This window comes from Sporosarcina sp. FSL K6-6792 (genome assembly GCF_038004885.1).
Taxonomy (GTDB): domain Bacteria; phylum Bacillota; class Bacilli; order Bacillales_A; family Planococcaceae; genus Sporosarcina; species Sporosarcina psychrophila.
In genome coordinates, this window is the sequence record NZ_JBBOSA010000001.1 from 1,926,533 (window position 1) to 1,951,601 (window position 25,069).

The window sequence follows — 25,069 nt, forward strand, 5'->3', positions numbered from 1 at the left end:
CAAGATCCACGCGCGAGCCTAGTTATTCAGATACTTCAGGAGTTTCGGGAGTCTCTGCTTCCAGTTTAACCCGGCCTGATTTTTTCAATACAAAATAGGCACAGCCAAAATTACAGTATTCGTAAAGATAATCCTGTAAGGTGCTGATTTTTGTTTCATACGTTGCTTTCTGGTTTGTATCTTCGAAAAACCCTTTTAAACGGAGTTGTCCGTATCCCCAGTCCCCAAGTATGTAGTCGTATTTGAGGAGAACATCACTGTATCTTGCAAGCAAAGCCTCTTCATTAAATCCCTCACGGTAGTCTGTCAGTATATCAAATTGCCAGTTTTCTAAAATTATCAATCAACTTTCACCGCCAATTTAACTTTGCAGTGTTGTTTCAAGTTGTTCATCACCTTGACGCTGCCTTTCTTTTGCAGCCGCGTTCACCTGCTCATCAGCATGGTAACTCGAGCGTACGAGTGGACCTGCCTGACAGTGTGAGAACCCTTTGGACATTGCAATTTTTCTCAACTCGCCAAATTCTTGCGGCGAATAATACTTTTGTACTTTTAAATGTTTTTTACTAGGCTGTAAATACTGGCCTATTGTCATTATATCAACTTTATGCGCAATAAGGTCATCCATTGTCTCGAGAATTTCTTCATGTGTTTCACCAAGACCAAGCATCAAAGAAGATTTTGTAGGAATATCAGGTTGCATTTCTTTTGCACGAAGCAATAGTTCAAGTGAACGGTCATATGTCGCTCGCGCACGAACCCTTGGTGTTAGGCGACGTACCGTTTCGATATTGTGATTCAAGATATCTGGTTTAGCATCCATGAGTCGCTCAAGGTTCTCATAAACGCCGCCCATATCAGATGGCAGAACTTCAACTGTTGTAAATGGATTTTTTCTACGAATTGCACGGATTGTTTCTGCAAATACCGCAGATCCTCCATCTTTCTGATCATCACGCGCTACTGCTGTAACAACTGTATGCTTTAAATTCATAAGCGCAACAGAATCTGCAACGCGTTCTGGTTCTGCAAGATCTAGTTCTGTTGGTAAACCTGTTTTAACGGCGCAAAAACGGCATGCACGTGTACAAACTGCACCAAGAATCATAAATGTAGCAGTACGGCGCTCTCCCCAACATTCATGGATATTTGGACAACGAGCTTCTTCACATACAGTATTTAAATTATTCTCACGCATAATTTTTTTAAGGCCTGTATAGTTATCATTCGTATTTAGCTTGATTTTCAACCAATCGGGTTTTCTAACGTGTTCCGTTCTGTTTCCCTGTTCCGGTTTGCATGACACGACGACCGACTCCATTCCTACAAACTTATAAAGTGTTTTCACTACTGTTGCTAATGTATCATATATTCAGACTTCAAACAACCATCCCTAGGGTCTAATTCGATTACCTTTACAAAGAAAGAGACAGTGCCGGTTACCAAGCACTGTCTCTTTTCAATTAATGGCCACCTAAGTAAGCGTTCTTGATTTCTTCACTGGCATGCAGTTCCTCAGCAGTCCCTGAAAGAATGACACGTCCCGTTTCAATAACGTACGCACGGTTAGCAATTGACAAGGCCATATTGGCATTTTGCTCTACGAGGAGAATCGTTGTTCCCTCTTGATTAATATCCTTGACGACTTGAAAAATCGTCTTAACCATTAGTGGAGCCAATCCCATTGAGGGCTCATCCAACAACAACAATTTCGGTCTTGCCAGGATAGCCCTACCCATCGCTAACATCTGCTGCTCTCCGCCAGATAGCGTTCCCGCTGATTGTTTGCGTCGTTCATGCAAACGTGGAAAAATCTCATAGACTTTTTGGAAATCTTGTTGAATACCCGCTTTATCTTTTCTTAAAAAAGCACCTAATTCAATATTTTCTTCAACGCTCATATCTGCAAACACTCGTCTTCCTTCAGGTACATGGGAGATTCCTGCTTTTACAATGGCTTGGGCTTGCTTACCCGCTATTGAATCATTCAAATACTCTATAGTGCCTTCTTTTGGTTTTAATAAACCTGATAATGTTTTCAACAACGTACTCTTCCCAGCACCATTCGCACCAATCAATGTCACAATTTCACCCTGATCTACATGTAAAGAAACACCTTTAAGCGCATGGATACTACCATAATAGACGTTGAGGTTGTCAACTTTTAGCATACTCATTCGTCAACTTCCTCCCCTAAATAAGCCTCGATTACTTTCGGATTATTACGGATTTCTTCAGGAGTTCCTTCAGCAAGAAGTACACCATGATCCAATACGTAAATACGTTCACAAATCCCCATTACCAAATTCATATCATGTTCAATTAATAAAATGGTTAGATTGAATTTCTTACGGACAAATGCGATTAACTCCATTAGCTCTTTCGTTTCCTGCGGGTTCATCCCAGCAGCTGGTTCATCAAGCAGTAACAACTCCGGGCCTGCGGCTAATGCGCGTGCAATTTCAAGCCTCCGCTGCTTCCCATATGCAAGATTTTTTGCATCTTCATCTCTATATTTATCCAATTCAAAAATCTTGAGGAATTCCATTGCTTTTTCTTCCATTTCTTTCTCCCCAGAAAAATGGGATGGGAGGCGTAGCATAGAACTTAGAACTGAATGCTTCGCTAATGAGTGATAAGCAACTTTAACATTATCCAAAACGGATAGTTCATTGAACAACCTAATATTTTGGAATGTCCGACTAATTCCCCTGCGTGTTACCTGATAAGGAGCCATACCATTAATACGTTTCCCTTTGAATAAAATATCGCCTTCCGTAGGCTTATAAACACCTGTCAATAAGTTGAAACTCGTTGTCTTACCCGCTCCATTTGGACCAATGAGCCCAATAAGTTCACCTTGATTGATTTCCATATTGAAATTCGAAACTGCCTTCAGCCCGCCAAACTGTATACCTACATCTGTCACTCTCAGTAACGGTTCACTTGTCATGCTGGCTGCCTCCTTTCGAACCTCTCCATAACTTGAAGTAATCCGTTATTTCCATTGTTCCCATTAAGCCTTTTGGACGATAAAGCATAACAATGATAAGTACTAGACTATAGATGATCATGCGTGTTTCAGGATAACTTTGTAAGAATGTGGAAACGATTGTTAATAATATTGTTGCAACAATTGCTCCTGACAAACTTCCTAAACCACCCAACACAACATAGATCAAAATATCGATTGACTTTAAGAATCCAAAGTTAGCAGGTTGAATAATGTAAAAGTTATGTGCATACAAAGCCCCAGCAACTCCTGCAAAGAAAGAACCAATTGCAAACGCTAATACTTTGTAATACGTTGTATTGATTCCCATAGCGTCCGACGCAATTTCATTCTCTCGAACTGAAATACACGCGCGACCATGCCTTGAATTTGTAAAATTGACGATAACTACTATTGTAACGAAAAGACAGATAAACGCAGAGGTCCATGTAGTTAAATGCGTCACTTGCATCCCTGCCGCTCCACCTACATATTCAATATTCAAGAAAACAATACGAATAATTTCCGCAAATCCAAGTGTAGCAATTGCTAGATAATCGCCGCGTAGCCGTAAACTTGGAATCCCAATGATTAGCCCTGCAATTGTAGCAATAACCCCTGCCGCTAAAATTGCAACTGGAAATGGCAGTTGCAATTTCATCGTCACGATTGCCGAAATATAGGCTCCCACTGCTAGGAATCCTGCATGACCAAGTGAAAACTGTCCTGTAACACCAATTACTAAGTGCAAACTGACGGCCAACATAATATTAATTGCCATAAAGATTAATGTATTAGAATGAAAATCATTTAATATACCTACACTTATGAGCACTTGAATAACCGTATAAACGATTAGAGATGAAGCAATAAATGACCAAAACTGTTTTGACTTTTTCATGATATTGTTTCACCTACACTTTCTCACGTGTATTTTTACCAAAGAGTCCCGACGGTTTGAAGATGAGTATTAAAATCAAAATGACGAATGCCGCAGCATCTCTCCAAAGAGAGAAACCAAGCGCACTGACAAATGTTTCTACTACTCCAAGCACAAGACCTCCAGCCATGGCTCCGGGAATAATTCCAATTCCACCAAGGACAGCTGCGACGAATGCTTTCAAACCAGGAATAATACCCATTAACGGGTCAATCTTTGTATAATAAATACCGAAAATAACGCCCGCTGCACCAGCCAAAGCTGATCCAATCGCAAACGTAGCCGAGATTGTGTTGTCAACATTAATTCCCATCAGCTTAGCTGCTTCAGCATCATAGGAAACAGCTCGCATCGCTTTTCCGATTTTCGTTTTATGTACAACAAATTGAAGAATGATCATCAATGTGACAGAAACAGAAAGAATCAGGATTGACTGACTGCTTATTTGAGCACCGAAAAAATCAAATGATTTATTGCGTAGTACTTCTGGATACGCATTAGGTTGCGCACCACGCATATAAATGACACCATTTTGAATAAGAAGTGACACCCCAATTGCAGTAATCAACGCCGCGATTCTTGTCGCATTTCGTAATCTTTTGTAGGCTATTCGTTCGATAAGAACGCCAATAACTGCGCAGGAAGCCATTGATAATAGTAGGGCAGGGATGAATCCAAGACCCCAACCCGCGATGGAGTAATACCCAATAAATGCACCAATCATAAAGATTTCACCATGTGCGAAGTTTATGAGTTTGATAATTCCATAAACCATTGTATAGCCGAGTGCAATTAACGCATAAATACTGCCGAGTGAAATACCGTTTATTAGCTGTTGTAACCATTCCATTAACTTTTCACTCCTTTTCCAGCTTTAAAATAAGGCTTAAAAAAGGAATGAGGGGAGGACATCCTCCCTCCATTCCTACAGTTTTAATCAAGGATTAACTTTTGTATTGAAGACTTGTTCGCCGTCTTTGTATTCAAGAATAGTAGCCGATTTGACTGGGTGATGGTTTTCATCAACCGAATACAAGCCAGTTACAAGCTCAAGATCTTTTGTTTCAGCTAGAGCATCTTTAATCTTCACAGAATCTGGACCGCCTGCACGTTTAATAGCATCAGCTAATAGATAAACCGTGTCATAACCAAGTGCATTAAATGCGTCAGGTGATTTACTATATTTGTCATTGAACTTTTTGTTGAATTCTTGAATGATACCGTCTGGATCTTCAGATGAATAGTGATTTGTTGTAAATGTGTTATTCAATGCTTCTGCACCGGCAAGTTCAAGTAGAATTGGAGAATCCCAACCATCTGCTCCCATAAGTGGAACAGTGATACCCATTTCACGAGCCTGTTTAACAATCAATCCTACTTCTTCATAGTATCCAGGGATGAAAATGAATTCAGGATTTGCTGCTTTAATACGTGTAAGAGTTGAACGGAAATCAGAATCTTTACCTACGTAAGATTCTTCAGCAACAATTTTACCACCTGCAGCTTCAAAGTCTTTTTTGAATGATGATGCAAGACCTTTTGAATAATCGCTTGCATTATCAGAGAAAATGGCTACGTTTTTAACACCAAGATCATTCGCTGCAAAGTTTGCTGCAACCGTTCCTTGGAATGGGTCAATAAATGACGTACGGAATACGAATTCATTAACGTCCCCGTTATCTTTTACTGTTACATTCGGGCTTGTCCCAGATGGACTGATAAGTGGTGTTTCGTTGCCATTAGCGATTTCAGCCTGTGCAACAGTAGCACCACTTGTAGCTGCTCCGATGATTGCAATTACTTTATCCTGAGTGATCAATTTAAGCGCTGCACTCGTTGCTTCGGCAGGCTCAGACTTATTATCGACTTTGACAAGTTCAATTTCCTTGCCATCAATACCGCCTGCAGCGTTAATTTCTTCAACTGCAAGTTCAATCCCTGATAGTTCGGAAGTACCATAAGAGGCAACAGCACCTGATAATTCAAGGTTGACTCCGATTTTAATCGTATCGCCGCCCTTAGATCCACCTGTGCTTCCTTCCTCAGCTTTGTCCCCTGCACCACACCCTGCCAACAATCCGACTGCTAGAGCGGAAGCGGCAAATACACTTGCAAACTTTTTCAATTTCATATAAAATCCCCCTTTTGATTGATACTTCCGACAATTTAAATCGAACTAGTACGACAAACGATTTAGCATTCCGAAAGATATCATTTTGTTTCCGCTTACATGCCTATTGTAAAACAAACTTTCTATTCGGTCTATAGAGAGTTTTCAGTTCTCATCTTCCGGAGTTTAATTTCTTCGGATAAGTCTAACAGTTAATAGAAAGATCAGTTATTCAATATCATCCTTTCCTAATACTTTTAACTAACCATTGAATGGAAGTTCACCATTTTCTGATTACTTTAGTCTTAACGCCTAGTATATATACCTATCTGACTATTGTCAAAACATTTTTTTGTTAGAAAACTATTTTATACATAATAAAGAAGCGGTAAAAAGTTCACCGCTTCCAATCATTTACTATTATAAAGACAGCTGTGTTGCCTCTTTTTTAGCTTTCATCGTCCAAACAGAAAACAATACTACAAGAATAACAATAACACCAACTAGACCTATCCATATGGAGCCTGTGATACCTAAGATGATGTAGCCCATTGTGGCCACCAATGCACAGATTAATGCATAAGGAAACTGTGTCGCAACGTGATCTATATGGTTACAGCCTGCACCTGTAGAAGATAGAATCGTTGTGTCAGAAATCGGTGAAGCGTGATCACCGAAAACCGCTCCCGCAAGAACTGCCGCAAGCGCTGGCAGCAACATTTCTGGTGACGCTTCAATCATTATTGTTCCGGCAATTGGCATAAGAATCCCAAACGATCCCCAAGAAGTTCCTGTCGAAAATGCCATAAGACAAGCAAGGACAAACATGATAACGGGAAGGAAGCTAACTGGTATATTCGATTTCAATACAACGTCAGATAAGAATATGCCCGTATCCATTTTTCCGATTAAGAACGAAAGAGACCAAGCAAAGATCAGTATCAAAACAGGTGGCATCATTGCCTTCGAACCGTTTATTACTGCACTGCCCATAAGAGAGAGACTCGCCGTTTCATTGTTTTTCATCTGTAAAATATACAAAATACCTGCAAGTAGTGTAGCTGCAATTCCGCCAGAAAGTAATGACAGAGCAACATCTGTATTTTCAAAGATTGACAAAAGGTTCATTGATCCGCCGGCTAAATAACCTGTCCAAATCATAACCGCAAATGTCACTGCAACAAGTGTGACGATAGGTGCGACTAAATCTCGAACGCGGCCATGTGCGTGTACTGGGAAGTCTTCTTTTAACTGACCTGGAATTGTTTTAGCAGGATCAAACAATTGACCTGTTTCTGTAGCACGTTGTTCATGTTTCTTCATTTCGAATATATCAAAATTAGTCCACGCAAGGAAAAATACCATTGCAAGTGTTGCGATAACGTAAAAATTCATAGGCGCCATCATAATGAAGGCAGATAGTGGTGAATAGCTAATCGCTGCAGCACCACCAAATATAAGTGCAAGTTGGCCGATTAAAAAGGCACCCCAACTTGAAATTGGTGAAATGACACAAATCGGTGCTGAGGTTGAATCGATGAAATAAGCTAGTTTTGCTCTTGAAACTCGATGCTGATCTGTAATCGGACGAGCAATTTGGCCAACTGCCAATGCATTGAAATAGTCATCCACAAAAATAGCTATACCGAGAAATACTGTGAGCAGTTTTGCACCACGTTTTGTTTTGATGTGCCGCACTGCCCATTCTGCAAATGCCCTGCTTCCACCGGATAAACTAACAAATGCAGTGATAACCCCTAATAGAAGGATGAAAAGGATAATGTAAATGTTCCCTGTATTCAGTCCACCATCCCAAAATGTAGCCTTAACTGACTCCCATAAATTTTTTAATGATTCAACAGGTCCGAACGACGCCGCCAGCAGAGCACCTGAGACTATTCCTGCTCCGAGCGACAACAGCACCCGTTTAGTTGCAAACACCATAATAATTGCGATTAGTGGTGGTAAAATTGATACCCATGTTCCTATCATCTACTATTCCTCCATTTAGTCGGGTTGAGGCCCTGTATAGGGGGAATAAAAAAACGGCTACTAATTACACTCAGCAGAGTGCATCAGGAGCCGGCTTTATCTACGTTTCGTTTGTTGGATAACTAATACTGCTTATCTAACTCACGACTTGTAGCTCATCATACATGTTCAAGAATGTATGACAGTGTTATCCCTATTCGGAATAACCCCAGCCTGATAGATCCCGACGATCTTACCAAACTTCGGCAAAGCTTCCTTTTACACACGGTCATCGGTGTCAATCTCGCGTGTGTGACTAATAAGCAATGCAGCCTCTACCCAATCGATATTTCAATCCTCTACTAGCCTATCAGTTATCCACAGCATTTTCAAGTCCCTTTTCATTCCTCTATCGCGGGAGGGGCTGGAACTTCGACCGATGGCGGATCCCCACCACCAGTCGTATAGATTTGAGGTACTGTTGATTGAATTAGTCCCATAGCTACCGGAATCTTCTGTGTCACTACACTTTGCTTTGTTGCAAGTGGGACAATGATTTGGACATTTACTGTTAATAATATATTCACTTCAACAACGGCATTGTTAATACCAAATTCACTAATTTTTGTATCTATAGTCGCTTGTACTTGACCTATGACATGAAAACGAATCGGTATTTTAGGCCCTAAGTTTCCTAGTAATGGAATATTTGCCGCTTGAGCAAGAGGGACAAAAAAGACAATTCCCTCTTCACGTTTCATTGCTTGCGAATCAAATTCTATCTCATCTGTTGGTAATAAGGCTAGATTGCCCGCTTCAGCCTGTTGAAGATGGGACTCGACAAGACCATGTGTCTCCGCTAATACTCTGTTGATGATTTCAGTGTTGAATTTCACCATCCCTTTAGAATCGTTCGGGACGTTTACAATGATATCATTGACATCAAGTACATTGGCAGTCCTTGAATTGATGGCTTTATTGATAACATGGGCCGCGATTTTTTCTGTCTGTACCTCTGCATATTGAATATAAATTGGGGCAAGCCTTGCATTAATAATGTAAATAAAAAGGGCAATTGCGATAAGAATTGCAGGAATAAGAAGGGGTAACAATTTGCGTTTTTTCTTCCTGGATTTTCTAGTAACTTGGCCGTGAAATCTCAAGACGACTCCTCCTACTATACGTTATGCAGGAAGCTAGTCGTTCATTCTTTAATTAGTGTGGTTCCGTACCAACCAAGCACATCCCTGATTAATTCAGGCATATAGTACTCTATTTCTGCATGTTTAAGCGATGGAAAGAAAAAACCGAAAGTGAACATATCCAGTGTTGCAAGTGTATATTTTTGACCTGATACAACCTCCCGATTGCCCGCAAAAAGCTGATCATTTCTATTTTTATAAAGTCTTTCATGAATCATCGCACCCATTAACGAGCCACGGAAACCAAGTCCTTTGATTTCAATTTGCGGCCACTCTTTCGTTAATGACAGCTCATAGACTTCTTTCAATTCTGATCCATCGAGTGTAATGAGACATAAATTGATTGGATGAGGTAGAAGTGAATGTAAATCCTCTTTTGTCACCCACCCCTTTTCGAGACTACCTAGAAATATTCCTGCGTTAAACATGGCACAATCCGCTTGTGAATAAGCAATGAGCGCTCTACCAAAGAAAGAGGACAGCGAACTAACATCAAATAGATTTTGAGATAAGTGAGAAGGATTATAAAAAACTTGTTCCTCCATTGCCTGCTTTCCTATTTTGATTAGATCATTTACTTTTTCAATATCTTTTTCATTGCTTTCAATCGAATCTGTCCTGACAAGTTCCGCATCCATTTGTAAAAGTTCTTTAGCATCCGTGTTAAATTTCACGGTTACATGACCAACATACTCACCGTATTTACCTGTTGCAGCCAAAAGTGTATTACCAATCAATTTGCCGTCATGAAATAGATGATGCGTATGCGCGCCTAAAATGACATCGATTTCTGAACATTCTTCTGCAAGCTTTTCATCTTCATGGATTCCCATATGTGATAGACAAACAATTACATCCGTCTCAGCAGCAATGCTTTCAGCAACAAGCTTTAAATTTTGGCGAGGCGCCGTCACTTGCCAGCCGAGCTTCAAATAGAAGGCTTTATATTCTGCAGTAGCTCCTATAACACCAATTCTTGTCCCTTGCTCAGTAACGTAGATTCTATAAGGTAACAACCATTTTGGACGACTACCATCTTCTTCGTATAAATTACTTAGAATGACATCGAACTTGGCATCCTTATAAAGAGTAGATAAAGCCTCTTTCGACATGGTAATTCCTTCGTTGTTGCCGATTGTTACCGCATCATAGCCTGCTTCATTCAACAATTGGATGTTTCCTTGACCTTTCGTCCCTTCCGTAAATGGATGAGAACGATCAACGTGATCTCCGATGTCAAAATGGTAACAAGCATCTCCTTCTATTAAATGCTCGCGCTTTTTGTCACAAAGAAGCCTACTAATTTGCGGCCAGCTTTCAAAATGACTGTGGATATCATTTGTATGATAGAAATGAATTGTTTCAACCTTGTGATTCATATGTCACCCCATAAGTCCGTCAATAATCGATCTGATTCCTAGTAAGAGCAGGATAATTCGCAGTGCAACAACAAGCGTTTCCGATTTCATCTTCTGATTTAACCGAGCACCTATTTTAGCCCCGATATAAGCTGCTGGAATGACTGGAATCGTATAAAGCCACGGTACATTGCCAAGAGAAATATGCGTGATTGAGTTGACGAGAGCTGATAAAAACACCATGAACATGGATGTACCGACTGCGACATGAGGTGGGAATAAGAAGAGTAGAATCATCGCTGGTACGAGGATTGAACCTCCGCCGATGCCGAAAAGACCTGATGAAAAGCCAACAACAAATGACAGTAGTAATGCAAACCAAACAGGATAGCCGTAAACAAAAGTCTGCTCTGTATTATCTATGAAAGTTCTTTTTTTACCGTGATTGACAAACCAGCTGACCGGTTTCAAATATTTACGTACCAGAAGAAGCGTCGATAATAGAATAAGTAAAATACCAAAATAGAGATTGAATGATGGCAGGTCAAGTCCTTTATTTACAAATGCACCGATAAGTGTCCCGGGAACACTTCCTAAGAAAAAGATGAACCCACTTTTGAAATCAATTGTTTTTGTCTTCATATAAGAAATTGTCGACGCCAAGCCCGTAAAGATCATCATAATAACAGATAGCCCAACGACGGTTTGCGGTGTAATTCCATCGATTAAACCAAGGTTAATGCCAACGTAAAGTGTTGCTGGCACCAGAATGATACCACCACCTAATCCGACAAGTGCCCCAACAATTCCAGATGCTAGACCGATAACGGCCAATAAAATAAATTCCATCAAAATTCTCCTTCAAAAAAGTCGAGCTGCTTCGGCGTCAGACTTTCGTAGTTGATATTGAACATTTTTTGAAAATGTTTCGCGTTTTGTGCTGCATGTCCGCCGGAATTATTGTTGAAAATGACGAAAACCTCATTCGTTTCTTGTTTTAATTTTTGAACAGCTGATTGAATCTCCTTCAGCTCAGTGTCATTGTAGTTATACAGATATCTCACTTTACGCCATGCTTTATCATCACCCGTAGTGTTGCGCCACCCTGCTACATTACGGCCGTGCAATCTAACAAGAACCTTATCCGGACGAGTGGTATTTGCTATTAGCGGAATACTCCCCTGCCCTGCTTGCGGTTCATCGCACACCGAGTGAATTACGTTCAGTTTCTTCAAAAAAGACAGAGTTTCTAGTTGAAATTTGGGTGAATACCATGACTGATGCCTAAATTCAACGGCGATATCGAATCCATGCAATTTAGCGCAAACGAAGCAAATTTCCTCAACATTCTCTTTTGTACAGTCAAACCATGGAGGGAATTGGACAAGAATCATCGCGAGTTTGCCTGCTTCTTGAAGTGGTGTAACCGATAGCCGGAAAAGATTGTACATTTCATCCACAGATGCATACGGGAGTTCACCCCGATGATGCCCAGTCATACCCTGGTATGCCTTGACAATGAATCGGAAGTTATCTGGCGTTTCTTTAATCCATTTGCGAATATTACGCTCCGGCTGAATGGCATAAAAAGTAGCATCCAGTTCGACGATTGGAAAGTGTGCACTATAATCAAGTAATTTTTCTTTCTTCGAAGAGGAAGAGTTATATACGTCCGGATGGTCACCCCAACCGGTTAATCCGATTTGGATCATTCCTCTGCCTCCTTTCAAATGAATCGGTACTATCTATATTAACATATTTAGACAACAGATTTGATGAAGTATACCACCTAGTTAATTCTAAATAAGTAGTGCCAAATATCACTTCTGTTGATTAACCATTTATTTGCATGAAATACTGGCGAGTAGGGCTTGGGAAAATCCATTTTCACTGGATCATTTTCGGTTCGCTTTCGGCGAATTAATCACGACACATTTACCGTGAGGCATGTATGGCTAAAAATGACTCCGTCACTTCTAGTTACACTTTTTTCAGTAATCCTGTTGCGAATAGTTGCCTGTCGCGTACCTACAATGTTCGAGTGAAAAGTGCAGTTATGTTAAAAAGAAACGAATAGATGATTTTCTATAGAGATTGTAAGTGCCCGAAGATGCAATTTCGGGCACTTTTGCACATTGTACAATGTGCTCCTTACTTACTTTTAGCAAAGAGTATGCATGCAATCATGTGATACCTTATAGAAAGTGACACTTCTTCACTAATACAAAAGGGAAAACCCTATAGAAAGTTTCAGCTGCCAAAATTGCATCTTTGGCGGCTTTTCTCCAGGTAAGAAGCCAGCTATTCTTTCGTCCCAAAAAGCATCTGCACTTCGTGTACTTATGCATTTGGAGCGCGCCGGATGAAGGGCCACCATACGATTACCGAAAAGAGTGTGTAGGGATGCGACAATGTCGCATCCCTACACATCCAGAGCTCTCGATAATGGTATAGACGTCATTCAATCCAAAGCAATCCAAATGCAACTATACACGTAGCGCCAAGTAGGTGATCACGTCATTCACTGGTGAATTTTAGTTTATAAACAGGTGTGACAGACTATATATGTAAAGACGAAAAAACCGACCCTAGTGGCCGGTTTTTTCGATATGATAATTACCCGATTGAACCTTCCATCTCAAACTTGATAAGACGGTTCATTTCTACAGCATATTCCATCGGCAATTCTTTTGTGAATGGTTCGATGAAGCCCATAACGATCATTTCAGTTGCTTCAAGTTCAGGAACTCCGCGGCTCATCAAGTAGAAGAGCTGTTCTTCTGATACTTTAGAAACTTTCGCTTCATGTTCAAGTGAAATGTTATCATTCAGGATTTCGTTATATGGAATCGTGTCAGATGTCGACAAGTCATCCATAATCAGCGTGTCACACTCGATGTTCGCGCGTGCGCCATCTGCTTTACGTCCAAAGTGAACGATTCCGCGATACGTTACTTTACCACCGTGTTGTGAAATTGATTTCGACACGATTGTAGAAGACGTATTTGGTGCAAGGTGATGCATTTTCGCTCCAGCATCCTGATGCTGACCTTTTCCTGCAAGTGCAATAGAAAGTGTCATACCACGAGCGCCTTCGCCTTTAAGAATGATTGCAGGGTATTTCATCGTCAATTTAGAGCCGATGTTCCCGTCAATCCATTCCATTGTTGCGTTTGCGTCACAAACTGCACGCTTCGTTACAAGATTGTAAACGTTATTTGCCCAGTTTTGGATTGTTGTATAACGGCAATACGCATCTTTTTTAACAATGATTTCAACGACAGCACTGTGAAGTGAATTCGTTGTATAAACAGGTGCAGTACATCCTTCAACGTAATGGACGCTTGCTCCTTCATCAACAATAATCATAGTACGCTCGAACTGACCCATGTTTTCCGAGTTAATACGGAAATAGGCTTGAAGTGGAGTTTCAACTTTAACGCCCGGTGGTACATAGATGAACGAACCGCCTGACCATACAGCCGAGTTCAATGCAGCGAACTTGTTATCTGAGTTTGGAATGATTGTTCCCCAATACTTTTTGAACAGTTCTTCGTCTTCCTTTAGTGCTGAATCTGTATCTTTAAATACAATTCCAAGGTCGACAAGTTCTTGTTTCATATTATGGTAAACAACTTCAGATTCGTATTGTGCAGAAACACCTGCAAGGTATTTTTGTTCAGCTTCAGGAATACCAAGTTTATCAAACGTACGCTTGATTTCTTCTGGTACTTCATCCCAAGAGCGTTCCGCCCCTTCAGAAGGTTTAACATAGTAAGTAATCTCGTCAAATTTAAGGGAATTTAGATCTCCACCCCATTGTGGCATTGGCATTTTGTAGAACATTTCCAATGATTTCAGGCGGTAGTCAAGCATCCATTGAGGTTCGTTCTTCATACCTGAAATTTCTTCAACGATTTCCTTAGTCAAACCACGTTCCGAACGGAAAATGGAAACGTCTTTGTCAGCAAACCCATATTTGTAATCGCCGATATCCGGCATTTTTTTAGCCATTACTATTCCTCCGTCCTTTTAGTTACTGTTCGGAGTCATTTCCGACTCCCTTTTCCATCGCCTTCCATGCCAATGTTGCACATTTAATACGGGCAGGAAATTTCGATACTCCCGCAAGTGCTTCAATATCACCTAGGTCGATGGAGTCGTCAACATCTTTGCCCAGCATCATGTCCGAAAAGATAGAGGCCGCTTTTAATGCTTCATCCACTTTTTTACCTTTAACAATCTGCGTCATCATCGACGCGGATGCCATTGAAATTGAACAGCCATCGCCTTCAAATTTTGCATTTTGAACAATGCCATCATCTATTTGTAAAGTCAGATGGATTACATCGCCACATGTCGGATTATTCATATCGACAGTTATGCTACTTTCTTCGATGACGCCTTTATTTCTAGGGTTTTTATAATGGTCCATGATGACCGAACGATATAACTGATCTAATTTGTTAGTAGACATCTGCGAAATACTCCTTTGCGATACGGAGTCCGTCCACGAGGCGGTCAACGTCAGCTTCCGTATTATAAATATAGAAGCTTGCGCGTGCCGTGGATGATACATTGAGCCATTTCATAAGCGGCTGAGCACAGTGGTGACCTGCTCTGACGGCAATACCATGCATATCGAGCACGGTTGCAACGTCATGTGGATGGACATCGTTCAGATTAAAAGTAACAAGTCCGGCACGTTTCTCAGGATCGAGTGGACCGTAAATCTTAAGTCCATCGATTTCAGACATCCGTTCCATTGCATATTTAGCAAGTTCGTGTTCATGCCGTTCAATGTTATCTAGCCCGATTTCTTCAAGAAAGTCGATTGCTGCGCCTAAACCAATTGCACCTGCAATTATCGGTGTACCGCCTTCAAACTTCCAAGGAAGCTCTTTCCATGTCGATTCATACAAACCAACGAAATCAATCATTTCGCCGCCGAACTCGACCGGCTCCATTTTGTTAAGTAAATCTTTTTTACCGTACAGAACACCGATACCGGTAGGACCGCACATCTTATGTCCCGAAAAAGCGAAAAAGTCACAATCTAGTTTCTGTACATCGATTTTCAGATGCGGAGCAGCTTGCGCACCATCGACAACCATAACAGCTCCATGTGCATGTGCAATTTCTGCGATTTCTTTAACTGGATTCATCGTACCAAGTACGTTCGATACGTACATGATGGACACGATTTTGGTCCGGTCTGTAACAACTTCTCGGACTTTTTCAAGTGATAGTGTGCCGTCTTCCTCAAGGTCGACGTACTTCAACACTGCCCCTTTTTCTTTTGCCAGCTGTTGCCATGGAATAATGTTTGAATGATGCTCCATGTATGTGATGACGATTTCATCACCTTCACCGACATTCGCCCGTCCATAACTTTGTGCAACTGTATTTAAAGCCGTTGTCGTACCGCGCATGAATATGATTTCTTCAGTCGACTTCGCATTGATGAAGTTGCGCACTTTCTCGCGCGCTCCTTCATACCCTTCCGTCGCACGATTACCAAGCGTATGCACACCACGGTGGACGTTTGAGTTATCAAAGCTATAATAATTGCTGATTGCTTCTATTACTTGCCGCGGCTTTTGAGAAGTCGCAGCACTATCTAGATAAACGAGCGGATGCCCGTTTATCTCTTGGTCCAATATAGGGAAATGTTTGCGGATGTCTGTACTGAGCATTAGCGCACTTTCCTTTCGATAACCTCCGTCAATTGTTTCTTAACGCCTTCAATCGGCAATTTGCTGACTACAGGCGCAAGGAAACCATGAATGACAAGGCGTTCTGCTTCATGTTGAGTAATCCCACGGCTCATCAAGTAAAATAGTTGCAGTGGATCAACACGACCAACAGATGCCGCGTGTCCTGCTGTTACATCGTCTTCGTCGATAAGAAGGATTGGATTTGCGTCTCCGCGTGCCCTTTCACTTAACATAAGGACGCGTGACTCTTGGACAGCGTTCGCTCTTGTTGCACCTTTTGCGATTCTTCCGATACCGTTAAAGATACATGTAGATTCTTCTTTAACAACACCGTGTTTCAAGATGAATCCTTCTGTATCCGTTCCCCAGTGAACGATTTCAGTTGTGAAGTTTTGGCGCTGTTTACCGCGTCCAACAACAACTGTCTTCATGTCGCAATGAGATCCGTTACCAACAAGATGCGTGATATTTTCAGAAATCGTATCACTGTCATTCATCAGTCCAAGTGCCCAATCAATTCGGCTATCGCGTCCTGTAACTCCACGACGATTCACATAAGTTGTAAATCCTTTCGCAAGTACATCAACCGCACCGTAAGTAATTTGTGCATTATCACCTGTGAATACTTCAGATACGATATTAGCTAATCCTTTTGCTTCTTCTACAGTCGATAAATAGTTCTCGACATACGTCACTGAACTATTCGCTTCTGCCACAATAAGAACGTGGTTAAAGAGTGAAGCTTGTTCATCATCATGTAAAAACAACACTTGAATTGGCTCTTCTACAACAACATTTTTCGGAACATATACGAAAACGCCGCCGTTTATAAGTGCTGCATGAAGTGCAGTCAGTTTATGCTCGTCTACCTTCACACCGTCTGTCATGAAATATTTTTTCATAAGATCACTATGTTCACGTGATGCTGTGAAAATATCTGTCATGATGACACCTTTAGCTTTCAACTCTTCAGATAAAAACAAATAAGCTGGTGTGTTGTTATGCTGTACATAAATACTGTTCTGTTGCTCTTTATCAACAAGTGCACGCGCTTCTTCAGAAAGCTCGTCCAAGGAAGCATACACAGTACTCTCTACCGTATGGGCAGGGAATTCCGTAAAGTTCCATTTGTCAATTTTCGTTTTATCTGGTCTTGGCATTGGAAGCTGTTCCGCTCTCACTAATGCGTCTGCGCGGAAATCCGCCATCCAATCTGCTTCATTCATCTTAGCGGAATAGGAACGGACGTCCTGTTCGGTTAATGCCAACTTTGTTTCAACCGTCATTTTGAATCGTCCTCCTTTCTTAAACTTCCTGCCCGACAGTTTCGTCTTCGATGCCAAGTTCTTCTTTAATCCAGTCATATCCTTGTTCTTCAAGTTTATGTGCTAATTCAGCTCCACCGGATTTAACAACTTTACCTTGCATCATAACGTGAACTTTGTCTGGTGTAATATAGTCAAGAAGACGTTGGTAATGAGTGATGATTAGGCAACCAAAATCTTCGCCGCGCATTTCGTTGATGCCTTTTGAAACAACTTTCAATGCATCGATATCAAGACCGGAGTCAATTTCATCAAGCACTGCAAATTTAGGCTTCAACATTGTAAGCTGAAGAATTTCGTTACGTTTCTTTTCTCCACCTGAGAAACCTTCGTTTAAGTAACGTGTAGCCATGTCTTCGTCCATTTCAAGGAATTCCATTTTGCTGTCGAGTTCACGGATGAATTTCATCAATGAAATTTCGTCGCCTTCTTCACGTTTAGCATTGATTGCAGAACGAAGGAAGTCAGCGTTTGTTACGCCTGTAATTTCACTTGGATATTGCATGCCAAGGAAGATACCCGCTCTAGCGCGCTCGTCCACTGCCATTTCAAGTACATCTTCACCATCAAGTTTGATTGTGCCAGATGTCACAACATATTTGGGATGCCCCATAATCGCTTGCGCGAGTGTAGATTTACCTGTACCATTTGGACCCATGATTGCGTGGATCTCATTTGTATTAATCGTCAAATCGACGCCTTTCAATATTTCCTTGCCTTCAATTTCAACGTGAAGGTCTTTAATTTCTAAAGTAGCCATTCCAATACCTCCAATATATTAAAGATGAACGGATATCCATTCTCAATTTAGTATCATTCTAATCTTAACGTAATAAGCATTGCCTTGCAAATCATTGAGAATCGTTTCATTTGAAAGGAATGCCCTTAATTCAAGACTTGTATGCATACATTCTTCTAGACTTCGCTCATTTTCAATTATCCAGTTTTAATGAGAAACCACACAATTCAAAAAACCGGCACGTAATGTACCGGTTCAAACACGAATTATTAGTATTGATCTGGCTCTAAATTTGTTTTAGCATCGTCACTATCCGTGAATCTGTCAACGATAATAGCGAGTGCGCCATCACCTGTGACGTTCGTTGCTGTTCCGAAGCTGTCTTGTGCCATATAAAGTGCAATCATAAGTGCAACCATCGTCTGATCAAAACCTAGCATCGAAACGAGTAGTCCAGTTGCCGCTACTACTGCACCTCCTGGGACTCCAGGAGCTGCAATCATTGCAACACCGAGCATGAAGATGAATGGAAGATAATCACCGAATTCAACTGGCATTCCATTCATAAGCATGACACCGATTGAACATGATACAAGTGTGATTGTACTTCCCGATAGGTGAATTGTCGCGAAAAGTGGAATCGTGAAATCAGTCACCTTGTCCGACGCACCTGTTTTACGTGCTTGACTTAACGTAACCGGGATAGTCGCTGCAGACGATTGTGTCCCTAGTGCAGTGAAATAGGCAGGTGCCATCGTTTTCATCAAGAAAAACGGATTGCGTTTTGAAAGAGAACCAGCAATCGTATATTGAATCGTTAGCATGATGAAATGAAGAACGATAATCATAACGAATACCAGCGCAAACACGGAAAGAACCTTCGCAACTTCACCGGTATATGTCATATTTAGAAAAATCCCAAAAATATGGAATGGTAATAGCGGAATGATAACGAATGCAATCACCTTTTCTATTAGAACATTCAATTCCTCGAATACAGAGAGCATTGCCTTACTACCAATGGATGCCATACCTATACCTAGGACGAATGCGAGAAGGAGCGCTGACATAACACCCATAATCGGTGTCATTTCAAGTTCAAAAAAGGATTCTGCGGCAGCTCGACCTGCTTTTTCTACCTTGCCGTCTCCAAGACTTCCGATAAATCCTGGCAATAATGCTGTTGCCGAAAAATATGCAATAATACCAGCTACAATTGTAGATATATATGCAAATGCTGTTGCCAGTCCAAGGAGCTTACCAGATCCCTTGCCAAGCTTAGCGATTCCGGGCGTGATGAACGCAATAATGATTAGAGGCACTATAAAGTTCAGGAAACCTCCAAAAATCATATTAAATGTTGCGGCAAGACTGACAAACCAGTCCGTAAAGGCTGCTCCGATTGTCGGTATCTTCGGTAGAAGTACCCCGAGTACAATTGCTAACCCAATGGCAATAACAATACGCCATATTAGACCAATTTTAAACTTCAAAACCATATCCCCCTATGATAAATATATGTATTTAAGAGACAACAATACCATAATGTTTTTGTTATTGGAACATCTATTTGTGATTAACATCTATTGGAAAAAAGAAAACTCCACCGAGTCCAAAACCTTCGGTGGAGTTTTCTTCATACTTATTTTACCGGAACGACTGTGCCATCCCATTCTTTTAAAATAAAGTCTTGAATTTCTTTTGACTTCAATACTTCAATCAAAGCTTTGATCGAATCTTTATCTTCATCACCTTTTCTTACAGCGATGATATTTACATAAGGTGAATCCGCGTCTTCGATAGCAATAGAGTCTTTAATCGGATTTAAACCCGCATCGATTGCAAAGTTCGAGTTGATCAGCAATGCATCGCCTTCATCATTTGAGTAAAGCTGTGGCATTAATCCCGGCTCATAGTTTGCGTCAAATTTGATGTTTTTAGGGTTTTCAACAATATCTTTCAGTTCAGCAGCTGTTTTATCTATACTTTCGTCAAGTTTGATAAGCCCTTTTGATTCAAGCATCGCAAGCACTCGTCCGTGATCTGAAATAGAGCTACTCATTAAAATCGTCGCACCGTCTGGAAGTTCATCAAGTGATTTATACTTTTTCGAATAAACGCCGATTGGCTCAATATGGATGCCGCCTGCATTTACAAAGTCATATCCCGCATCTTCAATTTGTAATTCGAGATAAGGAATATGCTGAAAGTAGTTTGCATCGAGTTCACTGGATTCAAGATCTTTATTCGGCAACACATAGTCTTGATATGTTTCGATTTGAAGGTCATAACCTTTTTCCTTCAACAATGGTTTTGCTTGTTCTAGAATGATCGAATGCGGTGTATTGGAAGCTCCAACAACAATCTTAGTTGTTTCTTTTTCGCCTACATTATTGCTGCCGCTAGTGTTTTTTGTTCCGCAAGCTGCAAGCGCGAGTATCAGTACTGCTAATAAAACACCTGTTAGAAATTTCTTCATTTCATAATCTCCCTTTTTTCTAAGATGACAATCTAGGTGATGGGTAAAGATAGTTGTCCACTTTCATCATCAAATCACTTTACAGGAATGACGTCGCCGCCCCACTCTTCGAGAATGAAGTCTTGGATTTCTTTCGATTTCAACACGTCAACCAAAGTCTTAATTGCTTCAGTATTTTCATCGCCTTCTCTTACTGTGATGATGTTTGCATATGGCGACTCTGTCTCTTCAATCGCGATAGAATCGTCAAGTGGATTCAAACCTGCATCGATTGCATAGTTTGCGTTGATAACAACTGCATCGCCTTCATCATTTTTATACAATTGTGGTAAAAGTGATGGTTCGTAATTCGCATCAAATTCCAGATTTTTAGGGTTGTCAACAATGTCTTTCACTTCAGCTGTTACTTTATCTACTCCGTCAGCCAATTTGATTAACCCAGCTGACTCTAACAAAGAAAGGACACGGCCATGTTCAGCTACTGAGTTACTAAAAATAATAACTGCACCGTCTGGAAGTTCATCAATTGATTTATATTTCGTCGAGTAAACAGCCATCGGTTCGATATGGATAGCTCCTGCATTCGCAAACTTATAACCGTGGTCAATTACTTGTTGATCTAAATAAGGAATGTGCTGGAAGAAGTTCGCATCCAATTCGCCTGATTCAAGATCTTTATTTGGCAAAATATAGTCTTGGTATGTTTCAATGACAAGTTCGATTCCTTTTTCTTTCAATATCGGTGCTGCCTTTTCTAAAATGATTGCGTGCGGTGTGTTAGATGCACCAATGACAATTTCCGTTTCTTCAACAGTTTCTTTGTCAGCTTTGTCTTCCCCACTTGTACTTTTATCATCGCTGTCATTTTTCGCTCCGCAAGCTACCAATGCCAATACAAGTACTGCTAATACTATTCCCCCTAAAAGCTTTTTCATGATTTTTTCTCCCCTTTTTCTATGTTTTTATATAATTTACAGGCTAGGCCTGATATTACTGTACTAATATTATCTCTTGTCGAATTTCCTCACCGCAAAATCCCCGATGAATTGAATGATGAAAACGATAATTAAAATAAGGATGGTTGCAGCAAGTGTAACGTCTTCCCGGCTACGCTGGAATCCATCTAAGTATGCAAGAGTCCCAAGTCCACCTGCTCCGATAATCCCAGCCATAGCAGTGTACCCGACGAGTGCAATCGCTGTTACAGTAATTCCTGAAATAAGTGCAGGCATCGATTCCGGTATAAGAACTTTAAAAATAATCGTTCTCGTTTTCGCTCCCATTGACTTCGAAGCTTCAATTACACCTTTATCAATTTCCTGTAATGCAATCAACACCATTCTTGCATAAAACGGAGCCGCCCCAATAATAAGTGCCGGCATCGCTGCATCCGGTCCGCGGATTGTACCAAGAAGAAATTTCGTAAACGGAATAAGTAAAATGATTAATATGATAAACGGAATGGATCTAAAAATATTGACGAATGCTCCTGATATAATATTGACCAACTTATTCGACCAAAGTTGACCGGGACTAGATAGGAAGAGTAAAATTCCAAGTCCTAACCCAATAACTAAAGTGAACAATGTAGAAACCGCAGTCATATAGAGTGTTTCCACTGTTGCTTCCCACATTTTAGTCCAGTCGACATTCGGAAAAAGGTTTTCAGTCATTACCGATCACCTCCGTCTGAACATCATTTTCATTGAGGTATTGAATTGCTTCCTCAATGATTGAGGAATCTCCAAGCAGCTGAAGTATCAGTGTGCCGTATGCCCCGCCATGTGTATGGGATATGTTTCCCTGCACGATATTCACATCGACAGTGAATTTCCGAATAAGACTTGCGAGCACAGGTTGTTCTGTCCGCTCCCCTACAAATACAAGCTTGATAAGCGTGCCGGCAGGAAATTCTTCCTTAATATGCGCCATTGCCTGCTTCGCCTCCACGGGTTCCGTCACTTGAGAGACAAACCGCTTTGTGATCGGTTCCTTCGGTGATTGGAACACATCCAGGACATCTCCCAACTCAACAACTTTCCCTGCCTCCATAACTGCAACTCTGTGGCAAATTTTCCGGATAACGTGCATTTCATGTGTGATAAGCACAATTGTCAGTCCAAGTCGTTCATTAATTCCTGTTAGAAGGTCTAGTATTGAATCCGTTGTTTCTGGATCAAGGGCTGAAGTCGCTTCGTCACAAAGAAGGACTTCAGGGTCGTTTGCAAGCGCACGAGCAATCCCTACGCGCTGTTTCTGACCTCCAGACAATTCGGATGGATATGCATTTTCACGACCAGCCAAACCAACTAATTCAATCAGTTCCGCCACTTTCTTATCACGCTCGGCTTTTCGTACACCCGCGATTTCAAGAGGGAAAGCGATATTCTCCTTCACTGTTCTAGACCACAGTAAGTTAAAGTGTTGGAAAATCATACTCACTTTTTGTCGTGCTTCCCTTAGCTCTTTACCTTTAATTGCTGATATTTCTAGACTTCCTATTTTAACACTACCTGACGTTGGCATTTCAAGACCGTTCAGTAGTCGAATCAACGTACTTTTTCCTGCCCCACTATAGCCGATGACTCCAAAAATCTCACCGTCAGTAATTTCAAGCGATACATTTTCGACTGCTGAAATACTGCCTGGCCCTTCACCGTATCGTTTATTTATATCCGTTAAATAAATCATTTTTTTCACCTCAGAAAAATTGTTTTGTTACTAATTTTGTTTAGCTTCAGGCGCCCCCCCTCGGGTCACAAGGCAGTTCGCTGTGGTGGCTTAGGTATGCCCCCTTCGCAATCTGACTTGTGCCTGTCGGAGCTGAGCGGCGCCTTCCGCTTTTCAATACAAAAAAGCCTTCCTGCAGACGGGCAGAAAGGCTTGACGTTATCGAAAATAAACGTTGTCCAATCTCTCATCTTTCAAAGCGTATGCTTTGTGTGACTTGGCACCATTTCACTTACGTGACGGTTGCCGGGCTTCGCAGGGCACTATCCCTCCACCTCTCTTAATAAGAGTGACCTATTCAATTGAATGTTAAGACGAAGTATATCAAAGTTCCATATCTATTGTCAATCTATTTCTTCAAGTAGATACGGTACTGATTGAAATGCATAAATTTTATGGGTTAAAACGCCATCCTTTTGTATAAGAAGGCAAGGAACGCTTTCGATTTCATAGTCAATTGCAATATTTTGTACGTAATTCAAATCCGCTTTCCCGATTGGTATTCCCGGTCTCATGACGGTAATAACGTCCATCATTTTAGATGCGACTGCACAAGTTCCACACATTGGTGTATATAAATAAAACGCTGCCACTGAAGACTCTTTCAAAGCCATCTCCCATTGTTCGCGTGTCCAAGTTTCCATTAATTCTACATCCTTTAAATTAGAAATTCCGGTCGGATTTTAAAATCCGCACCTTGTAGTATTGTAGCCAACACTTTGTATGGGGTCGTCTCCACTTCCCGATAAACCTTTTCTGTGTACAAATGGATTGCTGCCGGGAACTCTCTTTTGAATAAAACACGGGTCTTTTCTCCATCTTCATCCGCATCAACGAAGACAAATAGTTCATGTTCTTCGTAAGGTGCAAGCAATTCTTCAAGCCGATAAGGACTTACTGTGCCGTTCGTACAAATAATTTCGACAGGCTCAACAAGTATTCGTGCCAAACGTTTCTTATCCGAACCGCCCTCGACGATAATTACTCTTTCATCCGACACAAGAAGCCCCTCCTTCGCTCTTTTTTATATAAAGATGCAAAAAACGCCGGAAAAGTACCGGCGCCTTGTCTTAGTTATTCTCCGACAGTCATTTTTTCATACGCTTCAGCTGACATAAGTTCATCCAGTTCAGAAACATTTGAAGGTTCAACAACGATCATCCATGCATTTTCATACGGTGATTCATTGACAAATTCAGGGCTGTCTTCAAGTCCTTCATTCACTTCAATTACTTTTCCGCTGATTGGTGCATAAAGTTCTGATACTGTCTTAACAGATTCAACGCTTCCGAAAGGCTCGTCCGCTTTGATGTCATCTCCGACAGATGGAAGTTCAACGAATACGATATCGCCTAGTTCAGATTGTGCAAAGTGAGTAATACCAATGCGGTAGTTACCACCTTCGTCTTTTACCCATTCATGCTCTTCAGAATAACGCAGATCTTTTGGTGTGCTCATTCCGTATCCCTCCAAATAAATAGTTTCATTCTCTTCAATTCTGTCATA

Annotated in this window: 25 protein-coding genes and 2 riboswitches; all 25 genes read right to left on the minus strand. The window is 41.0% G+C overall.

The features are described 5' to 3' along the window. Positions 1-22: 22 nt before the first annotated feature. Positions 23-343, minus strand: a complete 321-nt coding sequence (locus tag MKZ26_RS09300) for a YutD family protein (RefSeq protein ID WP_067206367.1) — start codon at positions 341-343, stop codon at positions 23-25. A gap of 18 nt (positions 344-361) precedes the next feature. Next, positions 362-1,321: a lipoyl synthase gene (gene lipA / locus MKZ26_RS09305; protein ID WP_067206365.1), complete on the minus strand. Its 960-nt coding sequence runs from the start codon at positions 1,319-1,321 to the stop codon at positions 362-364. 142 nt (positions 1,322-1,463) lie between these two features. Next, positions 1,464-2,171, minus strand: a complete 708-nt coding sequence (locus MKZ26_RS09310; protein ID WP_067213852.1) for an ABC transporter ATP-binding protein — start codon at positions 2,169-2,171, stop codon at positions 1,464-1,466. A gap of 2 nt (positions 2,172-2,173) precedes the next feature. Continuing rightward, positions 2,174-2,953 (minus strand): ABC transporter ATP-binding protein, encoded by a 780-nt coding sequence (locus tag MKZ26_RS09315; protein WP_067206363.1) that lies wholly within the window; start codon positions 2,951-2,953, stop codon positions 2,174-2,176. Next, positions 2,943-3,893, minus strand: coding sequence for a branched-chain amino acid ABC transporter permease (locus MKZ26_RS09320; protein ID WP_340765924.1), 951 nt, complete (start codon positions 3,891-3,893; stop codon positions 2,943-2,945). Before MKZ26_RS09320 ends, MKZ26_RS09315 begins: the two co-directional genes overlap by 11 nt. A gap of 13 nt (positions 3,894-3,906) precedes the next feature. Continuing rightward, on the minus strand, positions 3,907-4,782 hold the full coding sequence (locus MKZ26_RS09325) for a branched-chain amino acid ABC transporter permease (protein ID WP_067206357.1): 876 nt from the start codon (positions 4,780-4,782) through the stop codon (positions 3,907-3,909). Between the two features lie 87 nt (positions 4,783-4,869). Beyond that, a complete protein-coding gene (locus MKZ26_RS09330; RefSeq protein ID WP_340765926.1) occupies positions 4,870-6,063 on the minus strand; it encodes an ABC transporter substrate-binding protein in 1,194 nt (397 codons plus the stop codon). A gap of 399 nt (positions 6,064-6,462) precedes the next feature. Further along, positions 6,463-8,034, minus strand: a complete 1,572-nt coding sequence (locus MKZ26_RS09335; RefSeq protein WP_340765928.1) for a Na+/H+ antiporter NhaC family protein — start codon at positions 8,032-8,034, stop codon at positions 6,463-6,465. Between the two features lie 143 nt (positions 8,035-8,177). After that, positions 8,178-8,359: riboswitch (Lysine riboswitch) on the minus strand. A 55-nt stretch (positions 8,360-8,414) separates the two neighbouring features. Beyond that, positions 8,415-9,176 carry a sporulation protein YunB gene (gene yunB / locus MKZ26_RS09340; protein WP_067206351.1) on the minus strand — a complete coding sequence of 254 codons (762 nt, stop codon included), beginning with the start codon at positions 9,174-9,176 and terminating at the stop codon, positions 8,415-8,417. Between the two features lie 41 nt (positions 9,177-9,217). Then, positions 9,218-10,594, minus strand: coding sequence for a bifunctional metallophosphatase/5'-nucleotidase (locus MKZ26_RS09345; protein ID WP_340765930.1), 1,377 nt, complete (start codon positions 10,592-10,594; stop codon positions 9,218-9,220). 3 nt (positions 10,595-10,597) lie between these two features. Continuing rightward, positions 10,598-11,422: a sulfite exporter TauE/SafE family protein gene (locus tag MKZ26_RS09350; RefSeq protein WP_340765932.1), complete on the minus strand. Its 825-nt coding sequence runs from the start codon at positions 11,420-11,422 to the stop codon at positions 10,598-10,600. Continuing rightward, complete coding sequence (locus MKZ26_RS09355; protein WP_340765934.1) at positions 11,422-12,285, minus strand: DUF72 domain-containing protein; 864 nt, start codon at positions 12,283-12,285, stop codon at positions 11,422-11,424. Before MKZ26_RS09355 ends, MKZ26_RS09350 begins: the two co-directional genes overlap by 1 nt. A gap of 904 nt (positions 12,286-13,189) precedes the next feature. Continuing rightward, positions 13,190-14,587, minus strand: coding sequence for a Fe-S cluster assembly protein SufB (gene sufB, locus MKZ26_RS09360; protein ID WP_067206342.1), 1,398 nt, complete (start codon positions 14,585-14,587; stop codon positions 13,190-13,192). A gap of 22 nt (positions 14,588-14,609) precedes the next feature. Continuing rightward, the gene (gene sufU, locus MKZ26_RS09365) at positions 14,610-15,050 is read right to left on the minus strand and encodes a Fe-S cluster assembly sulfur transfer protein SufU (protein ID WP_067206339.1); all 441 of its coding nucleotides are present in this window, start codon (positions 15,048-15,050) and stop codon (positions 14,610-14,612) included. Next, positions 15,040-16,269, minus strand: a complete 1,230-nt coding sequence (locus MKZ26_RS09370) for a cysteine desulfurase (protein ID WP_067206336.1) — start codon at positions 16,267-16,269, stop codon at positions 15,040-15,042. The genes sufU and MKZ26_RS09370 overlap by 11 nt, the downstream gene beginning before the upstream one ends. After that, positions 16,269-17,576 carry a Fe-S cluster assembly protein SufD gene (gene sufD / locus MKZ26_RS09375; RefSeq protein WP_067206333.1) on the minus strand — a complete coding sequence of 436 codons (1,308 nt, stop codon included), beginning with the start codon at positions 17,574-17,576 and terminating at the stop codon, positions 16,269-16,271. The genes MKZ26_RS09370 and sufD overlap by 1 nt, the downstream gene beginning before the upstream one ends. A 19-nt stretch (positions 17,577-17,595) precedes the next feature. Then, positions 17,596-18,375, minus strand: coding sequence for a Fe-S cluster assembly ATPase SufC (sufC, locus tag MKZ26_RS09380; RefSeq protein ID WP_067206330.1), 780 nt, complete (start codon positions 18,373-18,375; stop codon positions 17,596-17,598). Between the two features lie 248 nt (positions 18,376-18,623). After that, positions 18,624-19,847: a dicarboxylate/amino acid:cation symporter gene (locus MKZ26_RS09385; RefSeq protein ID WP_340765936.1), complete on the minus strand. Its 1,224-nt coding sequence runs from the start codon at positions 19,845-19,847 to the stop codon at positions 18,624-18,626. Between the two features lie 149 nt (positions 19,848-19,996). Continuing rightward, complete coding sequence (locus MKZ26_RS09390; protein ID WP_067206326.1) at positions 19,997-20,833, minus strand: MetQ/NlpA family ABC transporter substrate-binding protein; 837 nt, start codon at positions 20,831-20,833, stop codon at positions 19,997-19,999. Positions 20,834-20,907: 74 nt separating this feature from the next. Beyond that, entirely contained in the window at positions 20,908-21,768 is an 861-nt protein-coding gene (locus tag MKZ26_RS09395) for a MetQ/NlpA family ABC transporter substrate-binding protein (protein ID WP_340765938.1), read from the minus strand. Positions 21,769-21,837: 69 nt separating this feature from the next. Continuing rightward, entirely contained in the window at positions 21,838-22,506 is a 669-nt protein-coding gene (locus MKZ26_RS09400; RefSeq protein WP_340765940.1) for a methionine ABC transporter permease, read from the minus strand. Then, positions 22,499-23,524: a methionine ABC transporter ATP-binding protein gene (locus tag MKZ26_RS09405; protein WP_067206317.1), complete on the minus strand. Its 1,026-nt coding sequence runs from the start codon at positions 23,522-23,524 to the stop codon at positions 22,499-22,501. Before MKZ26_RS09405 ends, MKZ26_RS09400 begins: the two co-directional genes overlap by 8 nt. Positions 23,525-23,747: 223 nt before the next feature. Then, positions 23,748-23,853, minus strand: a riboswitch (SAM riboswitch). 54 nt (positions 23,854-23,907) lie between these two features. Next, a complete protein-coding gene (locus MKZ26_RS09410; RefSeq protein ID WP_338653378.1) occupies positions 23,908-24,207 on the minus strand; it encodes a thioredoxin family protein in 300 nt (99 codons plus the stop codon). Positions 24,208-24,221: 14 nt separating this feature from the next. After that, positions 24,222-24,563, minus strand: a complete 342-nt coding sequence (locus MKZ26_RS09415; RefSeq protein WP_067206312.1) for a toprim domain-containing protein — start codon at positions 24,561-24,563, stop codon at positions 24,222-24,224. 74 nt (positions 24,564-24,637) lie between these two features. Further along, positions 24,638-25,021 (minus strand): glycine cleavage system protein GcvH, encoded by a 384-nt coding sequence (gene gcvH, locus MKZ26_RS09420; RefSeq protein WP_067206310.1) that lies wholly within the window; start codon positions 25,019-25,021, stop codon positions 24,638-24,640. Positions 25,022-25,069 lie beyond the last annotated feature (48 nt).